Source organism: Ensifer adhaerens (genome assembly GCF_013283195.1).
In the GTDB taxonomy this organism is placed as follows: domain Bacteria; phylum Pseudomonadota; class Alphaproteobacteria; order Rhizobiales; family Rhizobiaceae; genus Ensifer; species Ensifer adhaerens_G.
On record NZ_JABEKT010000001.1, the window covers coordinates 1,106,423 to 1,123,238 of the forward strand.

Sequence of the window (16,816 nt, forward strand, 5' to 3'; positions counted from 1 at the left end):
AATAAAATGCCCTTCAATGCGGTTTCTAGAGTTTGTCGCGAAGCGCGTACCAGCTGAGCGCCAGGAACAGAAGCGGCGAACGGAAGCGTACTCCGCCGGGAAAAGCCGGTATTTTCAAGGCTTTCAACAGGTCGAGTTCCGTCTCTTTGCCAAGTGCGAGGTCAGCGTAGAGCTTGCCGCAATAGTTGGAAAGCATGACCCCGTGGCCGGAATAGCCGCCGATCGACGTGACGCCCGGCATCACCTCGCGACAGAACGGTGTGCGCGGCATGGTGATGCCGACGGAGCCGCCCCAGCCATGGGTGATCTCCACATTGCCGAGTTCCGGATAGATCTCTGAGATTTGCCGGCGGATATGGGTGGAAATGTCGCGCGGGTTATCGGCGGTGTAGGCTTCGCGCCCGCCGAAAAGCAGTCGTCCGTCTTTTGATTTGCGGAAATAGCGCACGACAAAGCGCGAATCGTCGACCGATTCGCCGCCGGGTAGCACATTGGGGTGGGCGGATAGCACCTCGGTCGCACCGATGAAGGAGCGGATCGGCATCACATGGCTGGCACTCACCGGCTCGAGATTGCCGATATAGGCGTTGCAGGCGACAAGCACCCGGTCGGCGGTGATCGTGCCGTGATCGGTGGTGATGACGACAGCCGCGCCCTTGCGTTCGATCTTTTCGGCCTTGGTCCGCTCGAACAGGTTGGCGCCGGCAAGGGCTGCCTGCCTGGCGAGCCCCACCAGCAGTTTCATCGGATGGATATGCCCCGTGCCGGCGTCGCGGATGCCAAAGTGATAGCGGGTCGATCCGAGGCGACTTGCCGTCTCCTCACGCTCCATGAACGAGAGATGCGGATAACCGAAGCGGCTCGCCATCGCCTCGACGTGGTCGCGATAATCCTTCTCCAGGCTCTTCTTGTGGCCGACAGAGAGCTGCCCCGGCATGAACTCGATGTCGATGGCGTGTTCCGCGGCAAAATCGAGCACGTGCCGCTTGGCGTTCTCGGCCATGTCGAACAGCGCTTGCGCCCGTTCATGGCCGAGCGTTTCCTCGGTCTCGTCGGCCCAGGCCCGCTGGCCGGTGCCGAACTGACCGCCATTGCGCCCCGACGCGCCGTCGCCGAAGCGGCAGGCGTCGATGAGGGTGACATCGACGCCCTGGCGGGCAAGATTGTAGGCCGCCTGAAGCCCCGTATAACCGCCGCCGATGACGGCGACATCGGCCTTGCGCGATCCCGGCATCTGAGGGAATTCCGGTCGATCCGGAACGGTTGCCTCATACCAGGAGTAACCGGGCGAGATCGGGCTTTGCCAGGGCATAGGGTGGCCTTTCAGGTCAGACGTTCAGCAACAGGAACTCGCGTTCCCAAGGGCTGATGACCTGCATGAAGGTTTCGAACTCGCCGCGTTTCACCCCGGCATAGATGGCGATGAATTCGGGGCTCAGCACCTCGGCAAGCGAAGGCGCCGATTCCAGCAGCGCGACGGCCTCGAGCAGCCCGCGCGGCAGATCGATCTCGCCTTCGTTGGCGGTGTCTTCCGTCGGCGCCGAGGGCTCGCGACCCTCGATGATGCCGAGATAGCCGCAGGCAAGTGAAGCGGCCAGCGCCAGATAGGGGTTGGCGTCCGAGCTTGGCAGCCGGTTTTCGATCCGCCGGGCAACCGGCTCGGAAACCGGGATGCGGAAGGCGGTCGTGCGGTTGTCGTAACCCCAGGCCGTGTTCACCGGCGCCGACATGTCGGGCGTCAACCGGCGGAAGGAGTTCACATAGGGCGCCATCATCACCAGCGTGCGCGGCACATAATGCTGCATGCCGCCGATGAAGTTGAAGAACTCCTTGGAGGCGGAACCGTCAGGATTGGAAAACAGGTTGCGGCCGGTGTTGATCTCGATCACCGACTGGTGGATGTGCATGGCCGAACCTGGCTGGCCCTGCATCGGCTTGGCCATGAAGGTGGCGTAGATGCCGTGCTTCAGCGCCGCTTCGCGGATGGTGCGCTTGAACAGGAACACCTGGTCGGCAAGCTCGATCGGATCGCCGTGACGAAGGTTGATCTCGAGCTGAGCCGGACCTTCCTCGTGGATCAGCGTGTCGATCTCCAGGCCCTGCTTCTCGGAGAAATGATAGATGTCGTCGATCAGTTCGTCGAACTCGTTGATCCCAGCGATCGAGTAGCCCTGGCCGCCGAGGATCGAGCGGCCGGAGCGGCCTTTCGGCGGATGCAGCGGATAGTCGGGATCATCATTGGTGGCGACGAGGTAGAACTCGATCTCGGGGGCGACGACCGGCTTCCAGCCCTTCTGGCGATAGAGGTCGACCACGCGCTTCAGGACGTTGCGCGGCGTGTAGCTGATCTGCTCGCCTTCAGAGCCGACGATATCGCAGATCACCTGCGCTGTCGGGTCGGTTTCCCAAGGGACGACGGAGAGCGTCGACAGATCGGGCACGAGCTTGATGTCGCTGTCGCGCGAATCGTAGCGGAACTGTCCGGTCTCGTCGGGATATTCGCCCGAGATCGTGTGGCGGTAGACGGCGGATGGCAGCGCAAGCGACGTGTTGGACGTGAACTTGGAGGTCGGCATCATCTTCCCGCGGGGAACGCCGGCAAGGTCGGGCGTGATGCATTCGATGTCTTCGATCCCGCGGATCTTCAGCCAGTCCGTTGCTTCCTTCCAGGTCTTGACCCCTCGAAGCGAATGCAGGGCGGCGGGTATTTTCGAGGATTTGCTGATTTTCGTTGTTTGTTGGGCAGCACTTCTCTTGGAGGGCATAAATCACCGGTTTTGGCTTCGGATGGCGCATCATAACCGGAGATTGCCAATTGGCTAGAGCGGGACGATTGACTTTCGCTTGCTTGACCGGAAAGGAATGCGCTGAAGAGCTCAAAGGTGTTTCGTGGCTGAAAAAAAGGATGTGGTGATCATTGGCGCCGGTGCCGCCGGCATGATGTGCGCCATCGAAGCGGGCAAGCGTGGCCGGCGCGTGCTCGTCATCGACCATGCCAGGGCCCCGGGCGAGAAGATCCGCATCTCCGGCGGCGGCCGCTGCAACTTCACCAATATCCATGCCGGTCCGAAGAATTTCCTCTCGGCCAATCCGCATTTCTGTAAATCGGCGCTTGCGCGCTACGGCGCGCGCGATTTCCTGGCGCTTGTCGAAAAACACGGCATCGCCTGGCACGAGAAGACGCTCGGGCAATTGTTCTGCGATCACTCGGCCAAGGACATCATCAGGATGCTGCTCACCGAAATGCGCGAAGTCGGTGCCGAACTCCGGCTGGAGACAACGATCGACAGTGTCGAGCGCCACGGCGACGGCTTCCGGGTGATGACCGGCGATGGGCCTGTCGATGCCCAGTCGCTGGTTATTGCCAGCGGCGGCAAATCGATCCCGAAGATGGGCGCGACCGGGCTTGCCTATAAGATCGCCGAGCAGTTCGGCTTGGCGCTGGTCGAAACCCGCCCCGGGCTCGTGCCGCTGACGCTCGATCCGGCCCAACTCGAGACGATCGGCGAACTGGCAGGCGTCGCCGCCGACGCCGAGGCGCGGTCCGGCAAGACGGCCTTTCGCGAGGCGGTGCTGATCACGCATCGCGGCCTCAGCGGCCCGGCTATCCTGCAGATATCGTCCTATTGGCGCGAAGGGCAGGATATCGTCTTGAGGCTGATGCCCGATATCGACATCGCCTCGATCCTGAAAGGCGCGCGTCGCAGCAACGGCAAGCAGGCGGTCCAGACAGCACTCGCCGATATCCTGCCACGGCGGCTGGCGCAATTCTTTGCCGATGCCGCCAAGCTGACCGGAAAGCAACTCGCCGATCTCTCGGACAAGACGATCGACGCGCTGTCGGCGTCGATCCAGGCTTGGACGATCAAGCCGGCCGGTTCCGAAGGGTATCGCACAGCCGAGGTAACGCTCGGCGGTGTCGATACCAGCGGACTCGATTCCAAGACGATGCAGGCAAAGTCTGTTCCCGGCCTCTATTTCGTCGGCGAATGCGTCGATGTGACCGGCTGGCTCGGCGGCTACAATTTCCAATGGGCCTGGGCCTCGGGCTTTGCGGCCGGCCAGGAGGCCTGATCCCCGCATTTGTGGCGCGTCGCTTCAGCCATTGTTAACGGATATGCCTGAACCTCTTTCGATGTCGGCACAGCCGGCGGTTGGCGAGATGGAACTGTTCCGCAAACGGAAATCACACTGTTTCCATTTTTAGGGCTTTTCTCCGCCGCGGCATGGCTGCAATATGATCTCGACTGGCAAGCCGGTTTATCCGGGCCGAACGTTGCCGGTCAGTGAGAAGGACAGGATGTCATGAACCAGCCACGCCGTCGTCCCCGCGCCATCGCGATCGCTCGCACCGACGAGAGCCGCGCCCAGAGAGTGATGCTCACCCGCATTGCTCTGCTTGCCTTCTTTGCCGTCGCTGCCTTCGCAACGCTTCCGGCCCTTTGGCATTGACGCTGCCGGTCGGCCGCCTGGCGGCCGAACTTCTGGCGCGCCTTGAGTGCGCGAGCGCCTTCGGAAATTCGTTGGCGAGTGTTGCGCGCTTATACAATTTTTAATCGTTCAAAATGATTATTGCGACGAAGTGAGTTCCGTCAGGACTTCGCTACCGGGGAGGTGGCGTGGTCCCGCAATGATTGCTGACGGACTGGCGGTGTGCGCCGCATGATTTTTCCGAAAAACATCAGCCTGTTTGCGCATCGGGTGGCTCTCGATCGTTTCGTCCTTTCGGCGGTTACGCTCAAAGGCGAGACATGTTTCGAGCCGCCGGGGGAGGCGAATGCGAGCTGCGAGCCAAGGTGTTTTCCATGTTCATCGATAGAATTCTTGCCCGTTTCAAGATTCAGACGAAGGTGCTTTTCTTCATTCTGCCCTTCGTCGTCAGCATCTGTGCCGTCGGCATTACCGGTCTTTATGCGTCCGGCCTGCTTCAGGGCCGGATGGAGATTTCAAACAGCGTCCTGCAGACGCTGAGCGGGTTCAAGGACGTCTATGCGGGGATGAACAACTTCCTGCATTCGACCACCGAGGAAACCCGCGACGCCTTGCAGGGCAAGATTTCTGCTCAGAAGGAAATCCTTGCCGACACCGCCGCACAGGTCGCCGGCCAGAACGGCCAGGACGAACTCAAGGCCGCGATTGCCGCAACCAACGACATCGAAGCCCGCATCGACGGACTGTGGAAGCTGCATGTCGGCGAGCAGGAAATGCGCGCCGCGATGTCGGCGAACCTCGATGCTCTCCTGGTCGAGCGCGCCAAGATCAACGACGAGTCGAACCGGCTGCAATATGCCGTGCGCAAGAACGAGAACGCCGCCAAGACCATGCTGCGCGAAGCCGAAAAGCTGATGCGCGCCAGCCGCTTCTTCAACGAGTTCGGTACTGAAGTCGCCAAGGCGACGACGGTCGAGGACAAGCTCAAGGCGGTCAAGGAACGGTTCCCGATGATCGGCCGCACCGAGCGCGACATCTTCCGGCTGCTGCCGAAGGACGAGAAGTCGCTGACCGAGACGATCACCTCCGCATCGAGCGAGATCGGCGCACTTTTGAAGGCGCCCGCCGGGCCGGAAACGCTTGCCGGTATCTCGAAATACGTCGACCGCTTCCGCACTGCGAGCTTCCGTCTTGAAGCCGCGTCGGTCGGCAAGATGCGCGATGCGACACGGATCTTCGCCGAGCTTGACCAGTTGATCGTCAGCACCGAATCCGTCCTGACAGCCACACGCCGGCTTTCAAGCTCGATCACCGATATCCAGATCTCCGCGGCGACCTTCATGGGCACGACCACGGAAAGCAACCGACAGAAGCTGCTCGACAAGTTCCTGGCGGTTCAACAGAACATGGCGACTCTGCGTGGTGTTGCGAGCGAAGGCGCATCCTTCGATGCGATTGCCGATACGCTGATGCCGATCATCACCGTGATGAAGAAGGACGCGGCGTCGCTGGTCGAAATCACCGTGAAGCGGACAGCCGATTTCGACGCGGCCGGCCAGTCGATCAACCAGATCTGGAGCGATCTCACCGGCTTTGCCGAACAGCAGAAGGTTGCCGCCGGCACCGAGCGCCAGGAGGCAAACCAGATTTCGGTCGCCGCGACCGTCGCAGGCGTCGTCATCGCCCTGCTTGCCGGCATTGCACTGACGCTGACGCTCAAGAAGCCGATCGGCCAGATCACCGCCGCCATGCGTCGCCTGGCAGACGGTCGCCTTGATACGTCGATTGACGGCGATGCCCGCCAGGACGAGATCGGCGACATGGCCCGCGCCTTGGGTGTCTTCAAGGAAAATGCGCTCTCCAAGGTGCGCATCGAGGCCGAAAGCGAAGAACAGCGTGCCCGCGCCGAAGTCGAGCGAACCCGCAACGATGCTGAAAAGCGCGAACTCGACCGACAGATCGATCTTGCCGTCAGCGAACTGGCGGCCGGCCTCGGCCGTCTGGCACAGGGCGACCTGTCGCGTCAGATCGACATTCCCTTCCATGGGCGTCTCGAGCAGTTGCGCACCGACTTCAACGGCTCGCTGATCCGCCTGCAGGACACGTTGGCTCAGATCCGTGGCAATGCGCAGGCGATCCAGCAGAGTGGCGCCGACATGCACCACGCCGCTGATTCCCTGTCGAAGCGGACGGAAGCCCAGGCTGCCTCACTCGAAGAAACGGCGGCCGCGGTCGACCAGATCACCGTGACCGTTCGCTCGTCAGCAGAGCGGGCGAACGAGGCCAACGTCGCCGTGACGCAGACGAAGAAGAGCGCCGACAGCTCGGCAACCGTTGTCACCAATGCGATCGCCGCCATGGGGCGCATCGAAGAGGCGTCACGCCAGATCGAGCAGATCATCGAGGTCATCGACGATATCGCCTTCCAGACGAACCTCCTGGCGCTGAACGCGGGCATCGAGGCAGCACGCGCCGGCGAGGCCGGCAAGGGCTTTGCGGTGGTCGCACAGGAGGTCCGCGAACTGGCGCAGCGCTCGGCTGAAGCGGCCCGCGAAATCAAGGGCCTCATCAACAAGTCGACCGACGAGGTCAATTCCGGCTCGCTCCTTGTCAAGGAAACCGGCGCCGTGCTGGCTTCGATCAGTGCCCAGATCGTCACCGTCAGCCAACATGTCGAAATGATCGCGACCGCAAGCCGCGACCAGGCGGTAGCGCTTAACGAAGTCAACGGATCGGTCAACCAGATGGATCAGATGACCCAACAGAACGCCTCGATGGTGGAAGAGGCAACGGCAACGAGCCTTGCGCTTTCCAACCAGGCCGACACGCTGATGATGCTGGTCGAGCAATTCCGGCTGGAGCCGGAAGCGGCCGATATCCACGCTTACCGCGCGGCCTGATCGGCCAGCACCGCGACAGCTTTGTCATCCTAGCACTGCACCGCGCAACCCACCGGTTGCGCGGTGCATTTCGTTTGCGCAGCCTGTTCAACGCTTTCAATCCGTCTGCGTGCCGCAAGCGCGGCGATGCAGCGGCAAAACATCCGCCGCAACAAGCTCGGCGGCTTGGGATCGAAATGCTCGTCCCAGCGGCGGGATTTTAGTATCAGATCGGCCATATAGGCGGCTGCCAGCGTTTCCATGGTGATGCTCCTCATCGAGTGGCATCCTCGCTTTTATGCAGCAAAAGCTGTTTTACATACGCAAGATATCGGCCTATGTTTTTCACCAATGAAAGACATGGATTGGGACATCTATCGCTGCTTCATGAGTGTGGCGCGCACCGGCGGCCTGACCGGCGCCGCGCAGGCGCTGGGATCAAGCCCGGCAACTGTCGGCCGGCGCATGCTGGAAATCGAGGAGCGTACCGGGCGCAGCCTGTTCGTGCGCAGCCAGACCGGCTATCAGTTGACCGGCGACGGGCAATTGCTATTCGAACAGCTTGAAGAGATGGAGGCCGCCGCCCGGCGCGTCGAGAGCTGGCGACGGGAAGGCGAGGGGGCTGTCGTTCGCATCACTGCCGGAACCTGGGTGTCCTGGCTGCTTGCCGAAAACTTTCCGGCGCTCTGTACGGAGCGTGATGGTTTCAGCCTCGCGATCAATGTCGGAGAGACACGTGCAAATCTTGCCTATCGTGAGAGCGATATCGGTATCCGTGCCTTCGAGCCGGAGGAAAGCTACCTGGCCGCCCGCCCGGTGGGCGACGTCGCCTACGCCGCCTATCGGCAGAAGAATGCATTGCCGGCGTCAAATGGCCGATGGGTCGCCGTCGGCGAGGAGGATGCGATCTCGTCCTATCTGCGTTGGCCGCATGCGCATGCGACCGGTCGCATCGTGGCGACGGTGACGCGGCCGCGCTCCCTGCTCGACCTTGCACGCGCCGGTGCCGGTTGCGCCGTGCTGCCCTGTTTCGTCGGTGACCTCGACCCGCTGCTGGAGCGGACGGGCGAGGAGATTCCGGCGCTTCGACATCGCCAGTGGATCGTCATGAACAACGAGGATCGCCACCGCCAGGAAATCCGCACGGTCGTCGATCGCATGACAAAGCTTTTGAAAAGCCACGCTGACATCTTCGCCGGAAAGCGCCCGCGCCGTGGCTGACGTGGTCAGCGCATCAACAGGCTGACGAGCGCCGCCTGCGAGTTCACGTCGGTCTTGGTGTAGATGTTCTTCAGCTGCGTGCGGATGGTCTCGTAGCTGACACCGTTGGCCTGGGCCATCTCCCGGAGCGACAGGCCGGCCGCAAGGCCGGACGCGATGCGAACTTCGGCGGGCGTCAGGCCGTGAATGTCCCTGAGATGTTCCCGTCGTTCCTCAGGCAAAAGCGATGTCGCCGGCTCGATCAGAACCGCGACCGTCGGTCCGTTCAGAAGTTCGACGAAGATATCGGACCGCAGTCGCACCAGTGTGATGCGATAGGCCGCGCCATCCGTGGCCCTGGCAAGGGAGACATGTGGCTCCGCATGGGTATTGATCCGCAAGGACAACAGTTCGAGAGCTACTGCCGATCCCGCGCTTGGCAGCGTCACACGCCCACCTGCCGAAATCCGAAGAGGCGCATTGTTGGCGATCATGCGCTCGGCGCTCTCGTTCATCGAGCGGATCCGAAGATTCTCGGTGACATAGACCACGCCGACGCCGACGCTATCGAGCAAATCCCGGCCTTCGCCGTTCCCGGGCGCCAACATGTCACGCTTGCGCAGCAGATCGAAAGCCCGTTTCAAGTGCGGCGCCAGAAAGGTGTATTGCTCGGCGGCCTGCTGATTGAGGTCGTCATCTGTCGAGGAAGTGCAGGTCGAGAGCATGAAGGTTCGGCTTGCGCTTCTGATGATCGTCACGCCGACGCTGGTCTCGCATCCGGTCTGTCGCTTCAGCCAGTCGTTATAGAATTCGGATTTGATCAGCTCGCCGCGCGCGACGATCTGCTCCCCGCAGATGCCCTGGCCTGCAGGCACGAGCATCGCCTTTGGGATCCAGGGATTGACCGCGGCAAAGTGCTGGTTGAACTGCTCGATATCCTCGGCGTCAAACCCCGAGACGGAAGGCACATAGCTGCGGGGTGTTGCCAGATCGTGATAGTGCAGCGCTGATCGGCCGTTGGGCAGCGTATTGGCCAGCCGATCGAGAAAGTCTTGCCAGCTGCACTCGCCGAAGGCGGCGCCGTAGATCAGCTCAGTCAGCTCTTCCGTTCCGGAATGTCCCGGCTGCAGCATGCGCGCCCCCGCTCGCAATAGTCACAGCTAATATAGGTGAAGCTCGCATCAGAAGCAACTTGAAATGGTATTTTGCGCCGCGGGCCGGGCGCTGAAAAGCAAACAGCCGACATTGCTGCCGGCTTGTTCCCGTTAAAGGTGTATTGGTTGGGCGTGCTACGCATATGGCCGGCGACCGGCGGCAACGATTGGTATCACTCGCCGCGACTCTACGCCCGGACCGGCCGTGCACAGAGACGCGATGAACGCGACCGCTGCCGCAAGCGCCATCATCATGCCCGTCCCTGGGTGACGATGACGGGGATCAGCAGGTCGCCCCAGTTGCCTTCGCCACCGTGGTGGCGGGCCGAGCGCACGAGCTCGACCGATACGCCGGCGTCGACGGCTTTCATGACGGCCTGGTTGAGGCGGTGCAGGTCGTTGGCGACCATGCGGATCGCGGCTTGCTGGTCCGGGGTCATGGCCGAAGACTGTTCCTCGGCCCGTTCCTTGACGCGTGTCTGGACTGTCATTGGGGTTCTCCTTGGTGTCAGCGAGGTCTGTTCGATTGCGCGGGGAGCGCGGCGGGCAGGGATTGCCGCGCCCCCCGGTCCTTCACTCTGCGGCCGGGCGGAACTGGTCGTGCTCGGTCGATTCCTTCATGGCCGTCGTCGACGACTGACCGCCGGTAATGGCGAGCGACACCGCATCGAAATAGCCGGTGCCGACTTCGCGCTGATGCTTGGTGGCGGTGTAGCCGTTGACCTCGGCGGCGAACTCCGCCTCCTGCAGCTCCGAATAGGCGGCCATCTGCCGGGCCTTGTAGCCGCGGGCGAGTTCGAACATGCCGAAGTTCAGCTGGTGGAAGCCGGCGAGCGTGATGAACTGGAACTTGTAGCCCATCGCACCGAGTTCACGCTGGAACTTGGCGATCGTCGCGTCGTCGAGGTTTTTCTTCCAGTTGAACGACGGCGAGCAATTGTAGGCGAGCAGCTTGCCCGGATGCGCCTTGTGCACGCCCTCGGCAAATCTGCGGGCCTGTTCCAGGTCCGGCTTCGAGGTCTCGCACCAGATCAGGTCGCAATGCGCCGCATAGGCGATGGCGCGCGCGATGCACGGCTCGATGCCGTTCTTCACCTGGTAGAAGCCTTCGACCGTGCGTCCGGCGTCGTAGTCGACGAAGGGGCGATCGCGCTCGTCGATATCAGACGTCAAAAGCTTGGCGGCTTCCGCATCGGTGCGGGCAATCACCAGCGTCGGCGTGCCCATGACGTCGGCTGCAAGCCGTGCGGCGTTGAGGTTGCGGATATGGGCCGCCGTAGGGATCAGAACCTTGCCGCCGAGATGGCCGCACTTCTTTTCAGACGCGAGCTGGTCTTCGTAGTGGACGCCTGCCGCGCCCGCTTCGATGAACGCCTTCATGATCTCGAAGGCATTGAGCGGGCCGCCGAAGCCGGCTTCGGCGTCGGCAACGATCGGGGCGAACCAGGTGTCGACCGAAAGGCCCTTGCCTTCCGATGTCTCGATCTGATCGGCGCGCTGCAGCGTGCGGTTGATACGCTTGGCCAGCTCCGGTGCAGCGTTTGCCGGATAAAGCGACTGGTCTGGATACATCGCGGACGCGGTATTGGCGTCGGCCGCGACCTGCCAGCCGGAAAGGTAGATTGCCTTCAGGCCGGCGCGAACCATCTGCATGGCTTGGTTGCCGGAGAGCGCGCCGAGCGCGTTGACGAAGTCTTCTTCGTGAATGAGCTTCCACAAGCGGTTGGCGCCCATTTCGGCCAGCGAATAACGGATCTCGACCGAGCCGCGCAGCCGCTTCACGGTTTCGGCGGTGTAGGGGCGTTCGATGCCGTCAAAGCGGCCCTGCTGGGCACTGGGAACAAGCTTGTAAAAATCAGTCATTACTTCCTCCTGCTGGAATTCATTCACCATTCGACATTTGTCGTATGGCCTCTCTATCTCCGAGTTGATGTGACAGTTTTTACATTGCGCTGCGCAATAGAGCCACAGGAATTGCAGTTATGGCTGTTTCAAAAGGGTTATCTTGTCTTGCGTTTGACAATCACAAGCAGTAAATTTGTAAATTATGTAAATCGTCATTCGGTGTCGTTATTGTAAAGGCAGTGACAAATGGCTGAGAACAAGATCTTTGCCGGGCCACGCGTCCGCCGCATCCGCAACGGGCTTTCGCTGACGCAGACGGCCATGGCGGAAGCGCTTGGCATTTCGCCGTCCTACCTCAATCTCATCGAGCGCAACCAGCGTCCGCTGACCGTCCAGCTGCTTCTGAAGCTCGCATCGGTCTACAAGGTCGACCTCGAGGAGCTGCAGGGCGAGACGGGCAGTGGGCTGGCGCAATTGCGCGAGGTCTTCGCCGATCCGCTGCTGGCGGCGGAACTGCCGGGGGATCAGGAACTGATCGAGGTGGCCGAAGCGGCACCGAACGCCGCCGGCGGGGTGGTCAAGCTTTACCGTGCCTATCGCGAGCAGGCGGCGCGACTGAAGGACCTTGCCGACCTCCTTGCGGGCCAAGGGCACATGGAAGCGCTGTCGGGAACACGCCTTCCGATGGACGAGGTGCGCGAGACGCTCGAAGCCAGGCCCAATCATTTCGCCCGGATCGAGGAGGTGGCCGAGGCGTTTCATGCCACGCTTTCACCTGGTGACGATCTGATCGGTGCGCTCAAGGCCTGGCTGAAGAAGGAGCACGGCCTCGTGGTGCGCAATCTGCCCGTTCACGCCATGCCCAATCTGCGCCGCCGCTTCGATCGGCATTCCATGCGACTGTTCATCTCCGAGCGCCTGTCGCCCTATGACCAGTTGCGCGAGATTGCCATGGAGGTCGCCTCGATCGCCTGCCACGAGGCGATCGTCCAGGAGCTTGAGACGCTGCGTCTGTCGACTGCCGAGGCGCGCCGCATCGGTCGTTTCGAACTCGCCCGTTATGCCGCCCATGCCTTGATGATGCCCTACGGGGCGTTTCATGCGGCGGCGCTGCGGGCCAGATACGATATCGACGTGCTGCGCGCGCGTTTTCAGGTGTCGTTCGAACAGGCCGCAAACCGACTGACCATGCTGCAGCGGTCGGGGGCCGCCGGCGTTCCGTTTTTCCTGATGGAGATCGACAATGCCGGCCATCGGCTGCGGCGGTCAGGCGCATCGGGTTTTCCGCAGGCAAGGTTCGGCGGCGGCTGTCCGAAGCTCAACATCCACACAGCATTTTCCGTGCCGGGGCAGATCCTCGTCGACCGGGTTGAGACCACCGAAGGGCTGGCATTCCTCACCGTGTCGCGCACGCTCGACGGTCCACAGGCGGGCTTTGAAGAGAGGGTTCGTCGTACGGCGCTGTTGGTCGGCTGCGAGGCGTCCTTTGCCGAAGAGGTTGTCTATGGGGCGGTCCGCTCGCCGGCGATCGCCATCGGGGCGGCCTGTCGTCTTTGCGAGCGGCAGGGCTGTCTAGCGCGCGCCGAGCCTCCGGTGACGCGCCCGCTCGGGCTCGACGAGATGGCGACGGGCCTCAGCGTCTTTGATTTTCAGTAGGCGCTGGCGCTTTCAGTAGCTGACCGGGTGATGGCTCGGCAGCAGCGGTGCACTGGGGGAGAAGCATTCTGCAGTCAATCCGGTGGTGTAACCGCGCGTGATGTGCGCCTTTCCGGCATAGGTTTTGTCGCGCATCAGTATCGCATGCAGTTCCGGCAGGTTGTAGAACGGCACGCCGGGATAGAGGTGATGCTCCAGATGGTAGTTGATGTTGTGTGGAGCGAAGAACAGCTTTTCCCAGGCATGCGGATAGACCGTGCGTGAACTCGTCAGCTCGTCGCTATAGTCCATGCTGCCGAAATGTTCCGCAACGCTGCGTACATAAAGGAACAGGCAGAAGACGGTGAAGAACGGCACCAGCCAGTAGAGTGCGAATTCGCGCCAGATACCGAGCACGCTGAAGAGGCCGGCGGCAGCGATATAGAATGCCAGGCGCATTGCCTTGTAGCCGCGCGTCGACCGATCGTTCTTCGACATGCGTTTGGCCATGTGCATCATGTCGCGGATCGAGTTGATGGCCACGAGGTAGCCGAGCAGCTGCACCACGCCGCGCGCGACCTTCTGTGGAAAGGTGAACTGGGCCATGCCGAGCTTGGCCGTCCAGTCCGGGTCGTCGTCGGTGTTGGCGTGCTGGTGATGGGCAAGGTGGTTCTGCCGATAGCCGTCGACGGTTGCCAGCATCGGCCATGCGAGAAGAAGATCGCTCATCCAGTCGCTGAGCGTGCGGTTCTTGATGATGCGATAGTGCGCCGCCTCATGCACGAGGCAACCGAATGCATGCATGCGCCCGGCAATCACCGCCACGGACAAGAGGTAGACGAAGACATTGTCGGCAACTTCGCTGGCGGCGATGGCGGCGGCGATGATCGCCCAGTCGACAACGATCGCGGCAAGCGATTTCCGTGGCTCGAGTATCGAAAGGCGCTTCAAGTCCCTCGGATCGATCCTGCGGTTCCGTTCACTCATGACGCTACCCAGACGCTGATGCACAACCTGAGGGAAAATCGCATGTCCACTATGGTTAATCAATCGTAAACGGGAGCGTGGACCGGCTGGTTGCTGCCATGGTTAACGGCCGTCGTCGGACTGCCAGTTGCCGCCGGACGCGCTGCCGTCCGGATAAGTGCCCGAATTTCCTTGGCTTGCTAAAACAAGGAGCGCTGGAAGAGGTCCGCCTCTTTCCGGCACGAAACCGCTTGAGGTTGTCGAGAAACATGCCTAACTTCGCCACGGAGCGATCCAGAATGGGCCTGGATCCGTGTCACGGGTCGGCCTTGTCCGGACCGATAATAACGAGGGAACTGCATGTCCAAATTCATCGTTACAACCATGGCGACGGTCATGTTGGCCGGCTCGACCATGCTCGCTTCTGCGCAGGAGCGGGTGGTCAACGTCTACAACTGGTCTGATTATATCGACAGCAGCATTCTGGAAGATTTCACCAAGGAAACCGGCATCAAGGTCGTGTACGACGTCTTCGATTCCAACGAGATTCTTGAAACCAAACTGCTCGCAGGCGGCTCGGGCTATGACGTCGTCGTGCCGACGGCGACCTTCCTGCAGCGCCAGATCGCGGCCGGCGTGTTCCAGAAGCTCGACAAGTCCAAGCTTCCGAACCTCACCAACATGTGGGACGTGATCACCGAGCGCACCGCCAAGTACGATCCCGGCAACGAGTACGCCATCGACTACATGTGGGGCACCACCGGCATTGGCTACAACGTCGACAAGATGAAGGCGATTCTCGGCACCGACGAGAAGCCCAACTGGGACGTCATCTTCAAGCCGGAGCTTGCCGCCAAGTTCAAGGATTGCGGCATCCACGTGCTCGATTCCCCGACGGATGTGATGCCGTCGGCGCTCGCCTATCTCGGTCTCAATCCGGATAGCCATGAGGCGGCGGATCTGGAAAAGGCGGCCGAACTGCTTGCCAGCGTTCGCCCCAATATCCGCAAGTTCCACTCGTCGGAATATATCAACGCCCTTGCCAACGGCGACATCTGCCTCGCCGTCGGTTTTTCCGGCGACGTTTTCCAGGCACGGGACCGTGCTGCCGAAGCCAAGGCTGGTGTGACCGTCGATTATGCGATCCCCTCGCAGGGCGCGCAGATGTGGTTCGACATGCTCGCCATTCCGGCGGACGCTCCGCACGTCGCCGAAGCGCATGAGTTTCTCAACTACATGATGAAGCCGGAAGTCGTCGCCAAGGCGTCGAACTATGTCTTCTACGCCAACGGCAACAAGGCCTCGCAGCAGTTCCTGGATAAGGCGGTTCTCGAAGACACCGCCATCTATCCGACGGACGAAGTGATGCAGAAACTGTTCACGGTCACGCCGTTCGGGGCGAAGGAGCAGCGGGTGCTGACCCGGCTCTGGACAAAGGTCGTTACCGGCCAGTAAGAGCGAAACGAATTGCCCGGACCTCAAAATCCGGGCAATTTTCTTTCAAGGGGGCACCGGGGAAAACGAGAGTGCCCATCGGCTGTATCATTCGGGGATAGATGATGAAGTCACTCGGCAGTATCAGGCGCTCGTTCGCCCCTTGGGCGGATCCCGCTTCCAAGCCATTCATTTCCGTCAAGAACGTCACCAAGCGGTTCGGCGATTTCACCGCCGTTGATGATCTTTCGCTCGACATCTACACGCGCGAATTCTTCGCGCTGCTGGGTGCGTCCGGCTGCGGAAAGTCGACGCTTCTGCGCATGCTGGCCGGTTTCGAGCAGCCGACCTCGGGCGAAATCATCCTCGACGGCCAGAGCCTCGCCGGCATCCCGCCCTATCGTCGGCCGGTCAACATGATGTTCCAGTCCTATGCGCTGTTTCCGCACATGACCGTCGAAACCAACATCGCCTTCGGCCTGAAGCAGGACGGCATGCCCAAGGCCGATATCGCCGAGCGCGTCGGCCAGATGCTCAAGCTGGTGAAGCTCGAGAAGTTTGCCAAGCGCAAGCCGCACCAGCTTTCCGGCGGGCAGCGCCAGCGCGTCGCGCTCGCGCGTTCGCTCGCCAAGCGACCGAAGGTGCTTCTGCTCGACGAGCCGCTTGGTGCGCTCGACAAGAAGCTGCGCGAGGAAACTCAGTTCGAACTGATGGACCTGCAGCAGGAGCTCGGCTTGACCTTCGTCGTCGTTACGCACGACCAGGAAGAGGCCATGACCATGGCCGACCGCATCGCGGTCATGAGCCACGGCAAGGTCGTGCAGGTGGCGACGCCCGCAGAAATCTACGAAGCGCCCAATTCACGCTTCGTCGCCGACTTCATCGGCGACGTGAACATCTTCGACGGAACAGTTTCCGCCGTCGAAAACGGTTACCTCCGCATTGAAACCGGAAACGGTTTTCCGATCCGCATGGCATCGCCGGACAAGCCGTCCGTTGGCGCCAAGGCCGCGGTCGCCATTCGTCCGGAAAAGATCCGCGTCAGCCGACAGCCACCGGCCCATGCGCCCCTCAACGCTGTCGAGGGAGAAATCTGGGACGTCGGCTATCTCGGCGACATGACCGTTTTCCATGTCAGGTTGAAGGATGGGAGGGTGGTAAAAGCGTCGTCGCTCAATGCGGTGCGCGCCGTCGAAGACCCCTTCGGCTACGACCAGCAGGTGTGGATCTCGTTCGGCGAAGACGCCGGCGTCGTCTTGAAGGATTGAAGCC

General features: G+C 61.6%; 14 protein-coding genes. 7 read left to right on the forward strand and 7 right to left on the reverse strand.

The features are described 5' to 3' along the window. Window positions 1–25: 25 nt before the first annotated feature. Both LPJGGPFB_RS05220 and LPJGGPFB_RS05225 read right to left on the reverse strand, forming a co-directional pair. Window positions 26–1,312: an NAD(P)/FAD-dependent oxidoreductase gene (locus LPJGGPFB_RS05220; protein WP_173419035.1), complete on the reverse strand. Its 1,287-nt coding sequence runs from the start codon at window positions 1,310–1,312 to the stop codon at window positions 26–28. Between the two features lie 16 nt (window positions 1,313–1,328). Continuing rightward, window positions 1,329–2,765 (reverse strand): glutamine synthetase family protein, encoded by a 1,437-nt coding sequence (locus LPJGGPFB_RS05225; RefSeq protein ID WP_115420921.1) that lies wholly within the window; start codon window positions 2,763–2,765, stop codon window positions 1,329–1,331. A 124-nt stretch (window positions 2,766–2,889) separates the two neighbouring features. Here LPJGGPFB_RS05225 and LPJGGPFB_RS05230 point away from each other — a divergent pair, with 124 nt between their 5' ends. From LPJGGPFB_RS05230 to LPJGGPFB_RS05240, 3 genes are all read left to right on the forward strand, one after another. Continuing rightward, window positions 2,890–4,074: an aminoacetone oxidase family FAD-binding enzyme gene (locus LPJGGPFB_RS05230; protein WP_173419036.1), complete on the forward strand. Its 1,185-nt coding sequence runs from the start codon at window positions 2,890–2,892 to the stop codon at window positions 4,072–4,074. Window positions 4,075–4,305: 231 nt separating this feature from the next. Beyond that, on the forward strand, window positions 4,306–4,452 hold the full coding sequence (locus LPJGGPFB_RS05235) for a hypothetical protein (RefSeq protein WP_173419037.1): 147 nt from the start codon (window positions 4,306–4,308) through the stop codon (window positions 4,450–4,452). A gap of 353 nt (window positions 4,453–4,805) precedes the next feature. Continuing rightward, window positions 4,806–7,331, forward strand: coding sequence for a methyl-accepting chemotaxis protein (locus LPJGGPFB_RS05240; RefSeq protein ID WP_173419038.1), 2,526 nt, complete (start codon window positions 4,806–4,808; stop codon window positions 7,329–7,331). Window positions 7,332–7,360: 29 nt separating this feature from the next. Here the strand turns inward: LPJGGPFB_RS05240 and LPJGGPFB_RS05245 are convergent, their stop codons facing one another. Continuing rightward, a complete protein-coding gene (locus LPJGGPFB_RS05245) occupies window positions 7,361–7,573 on the reverse strand; it encodes a hypothetical protein (protein ID WP_173419039.1) in 213 nt (70 codons plus the stop codon). An 88-nt stretch (window positions 7,574–7,661) separates the two neighbouring features. On the opposite strand from LPJGGPFB_RS05245, the gene LPJGGPFB_RS05250 reads away from it, so the two are divergent. Then, window positions 7,662–8,531 carry a LysR family transcriptional regulator gene (locus tag LPJGGPFB_RS05250; protein ID WP_173419040.1) on the forward strand — a complete coding sequence of 290 codons (870 nt, stop codon included), beginning with the start codon at window positions 7,662–7,664 and terminating at the stop codon, window positions 8,529–8,531. 5 nt (window positions 8,532–8,536) lie between these two features. On the opposite strand, the gene LPJGGPFB_RS05255 is transcribed toward LPJGGPFB_RS05250, so the two are convergent. From LPJGGPFB_RS05255 to aceA, 3 genes are all read right to left on the reverse strand, one after another. Continuing rightward, window positions 8,537–9,643, reverse strand: a complete 1,107-nt coding sequence (locus LPJGGPFB_RS05255) for a helix-turn-helix transcriptional regulator (protein WP_173419041.1) — start codon at window positions 9,641–9,643, stop codon at window positions 8,537–8,539. Between the two features lie 272 nt (window positions 9,644–9,915). Next, a complete protein-coding gene (locus LPJGGPFB_RS05260) occupies window positions 9,916–10,155 on the reverse strand; it encodes an SMc00767 family acetate metabolism repressor (RefSeq protein WP_025425977.1) in 240 nt (79 codons plus the stop codon). 82 nt (window positions 10,156–10,237) lie between these two features. Continuing rightward, window positions 10,238–11,527 carry an isocitrate lyase gene (gene aceA, locus LPJGGPFB_RS05265; RefSeq protein WP_173419042.1) on the reverse strand — a complete coding sequence of 430 codons (1,290 nt, stop codon included), beginning with the start codon at window positions 11,525–11,527 and terminating at the stop codon, window positions 10,238–10,240. 228 nt (window positions 11,528–11,755) lie between these two features. On the opposite strand from aceA, the gene LPJGGPFB_RS05270 reads away from it, so the two are divergent. Continuing rightward, window positions 11,756–13,165 (forward strand): helix-turn-helix domain-containing protein, encoded by a 1,410-nt coding sequence (locus LPJGGPFB_RS05270; protein WP_173419043.1) that lies wholly within the window; start codon window positions 11,756–11,758, stop codon window positions 13,163–13,165. 12 nt (window positions 13,166–13,177) lie between these two features. On the opposite strand, the gene LPJGGPFB_RS05275 is transcribed toward LPJGGPFB_RS05270, so the two are convergent. Beyond that, complete coding sequence (locus tag LPJGGPFB_RS05275) at window positions 13,178–14,131, reverse strand: fatty acid desaturase family protein (RefSeq protein WP_173419044.1); 954 nt, start codon at window positions 14,129–14,131, stop codon at window positions 13,178–13,180. 339 nt (window positions 14,132–14,470) lie between these two features. Between LPJGGPFB_RS05275 and LPJGGPFB_RS05280 the strand changes: the two genes are divergently transcribed. Next, the gene (locus LPJGGPFB_RS05280; RefSeq protein ID WP_173419045.1) at window positions 14,471–15,565 is read left to right on the forward strand and encodes a polyamine ABC transporter substrate-binding protein; all 1,095 of its coding nucleotides are present in this window, start codon (window positions 14,471–14,473) and stop codon (window positions 15,563–15,565) included. Window positions 15,566–15,669: 104 nt separating this feature from the next. Continuing rightward, window positions 15,670–16,812 carry an ABC transporter ATP-binding protein gene (locus LPJGGPFB_RS05285; RefSeq protein ID WP_173419046.1) on the forward strand — a complete coding sequence of 381 codons (1,143 nt, stop codon included), beginning with the start codon at window positions 15,670–15,672 and terminating at the stop codon, window positions 16,810–16,812. The last annotated feature ends 4 nt before the right edge of the window (window positions 16,813–16,816 follow it).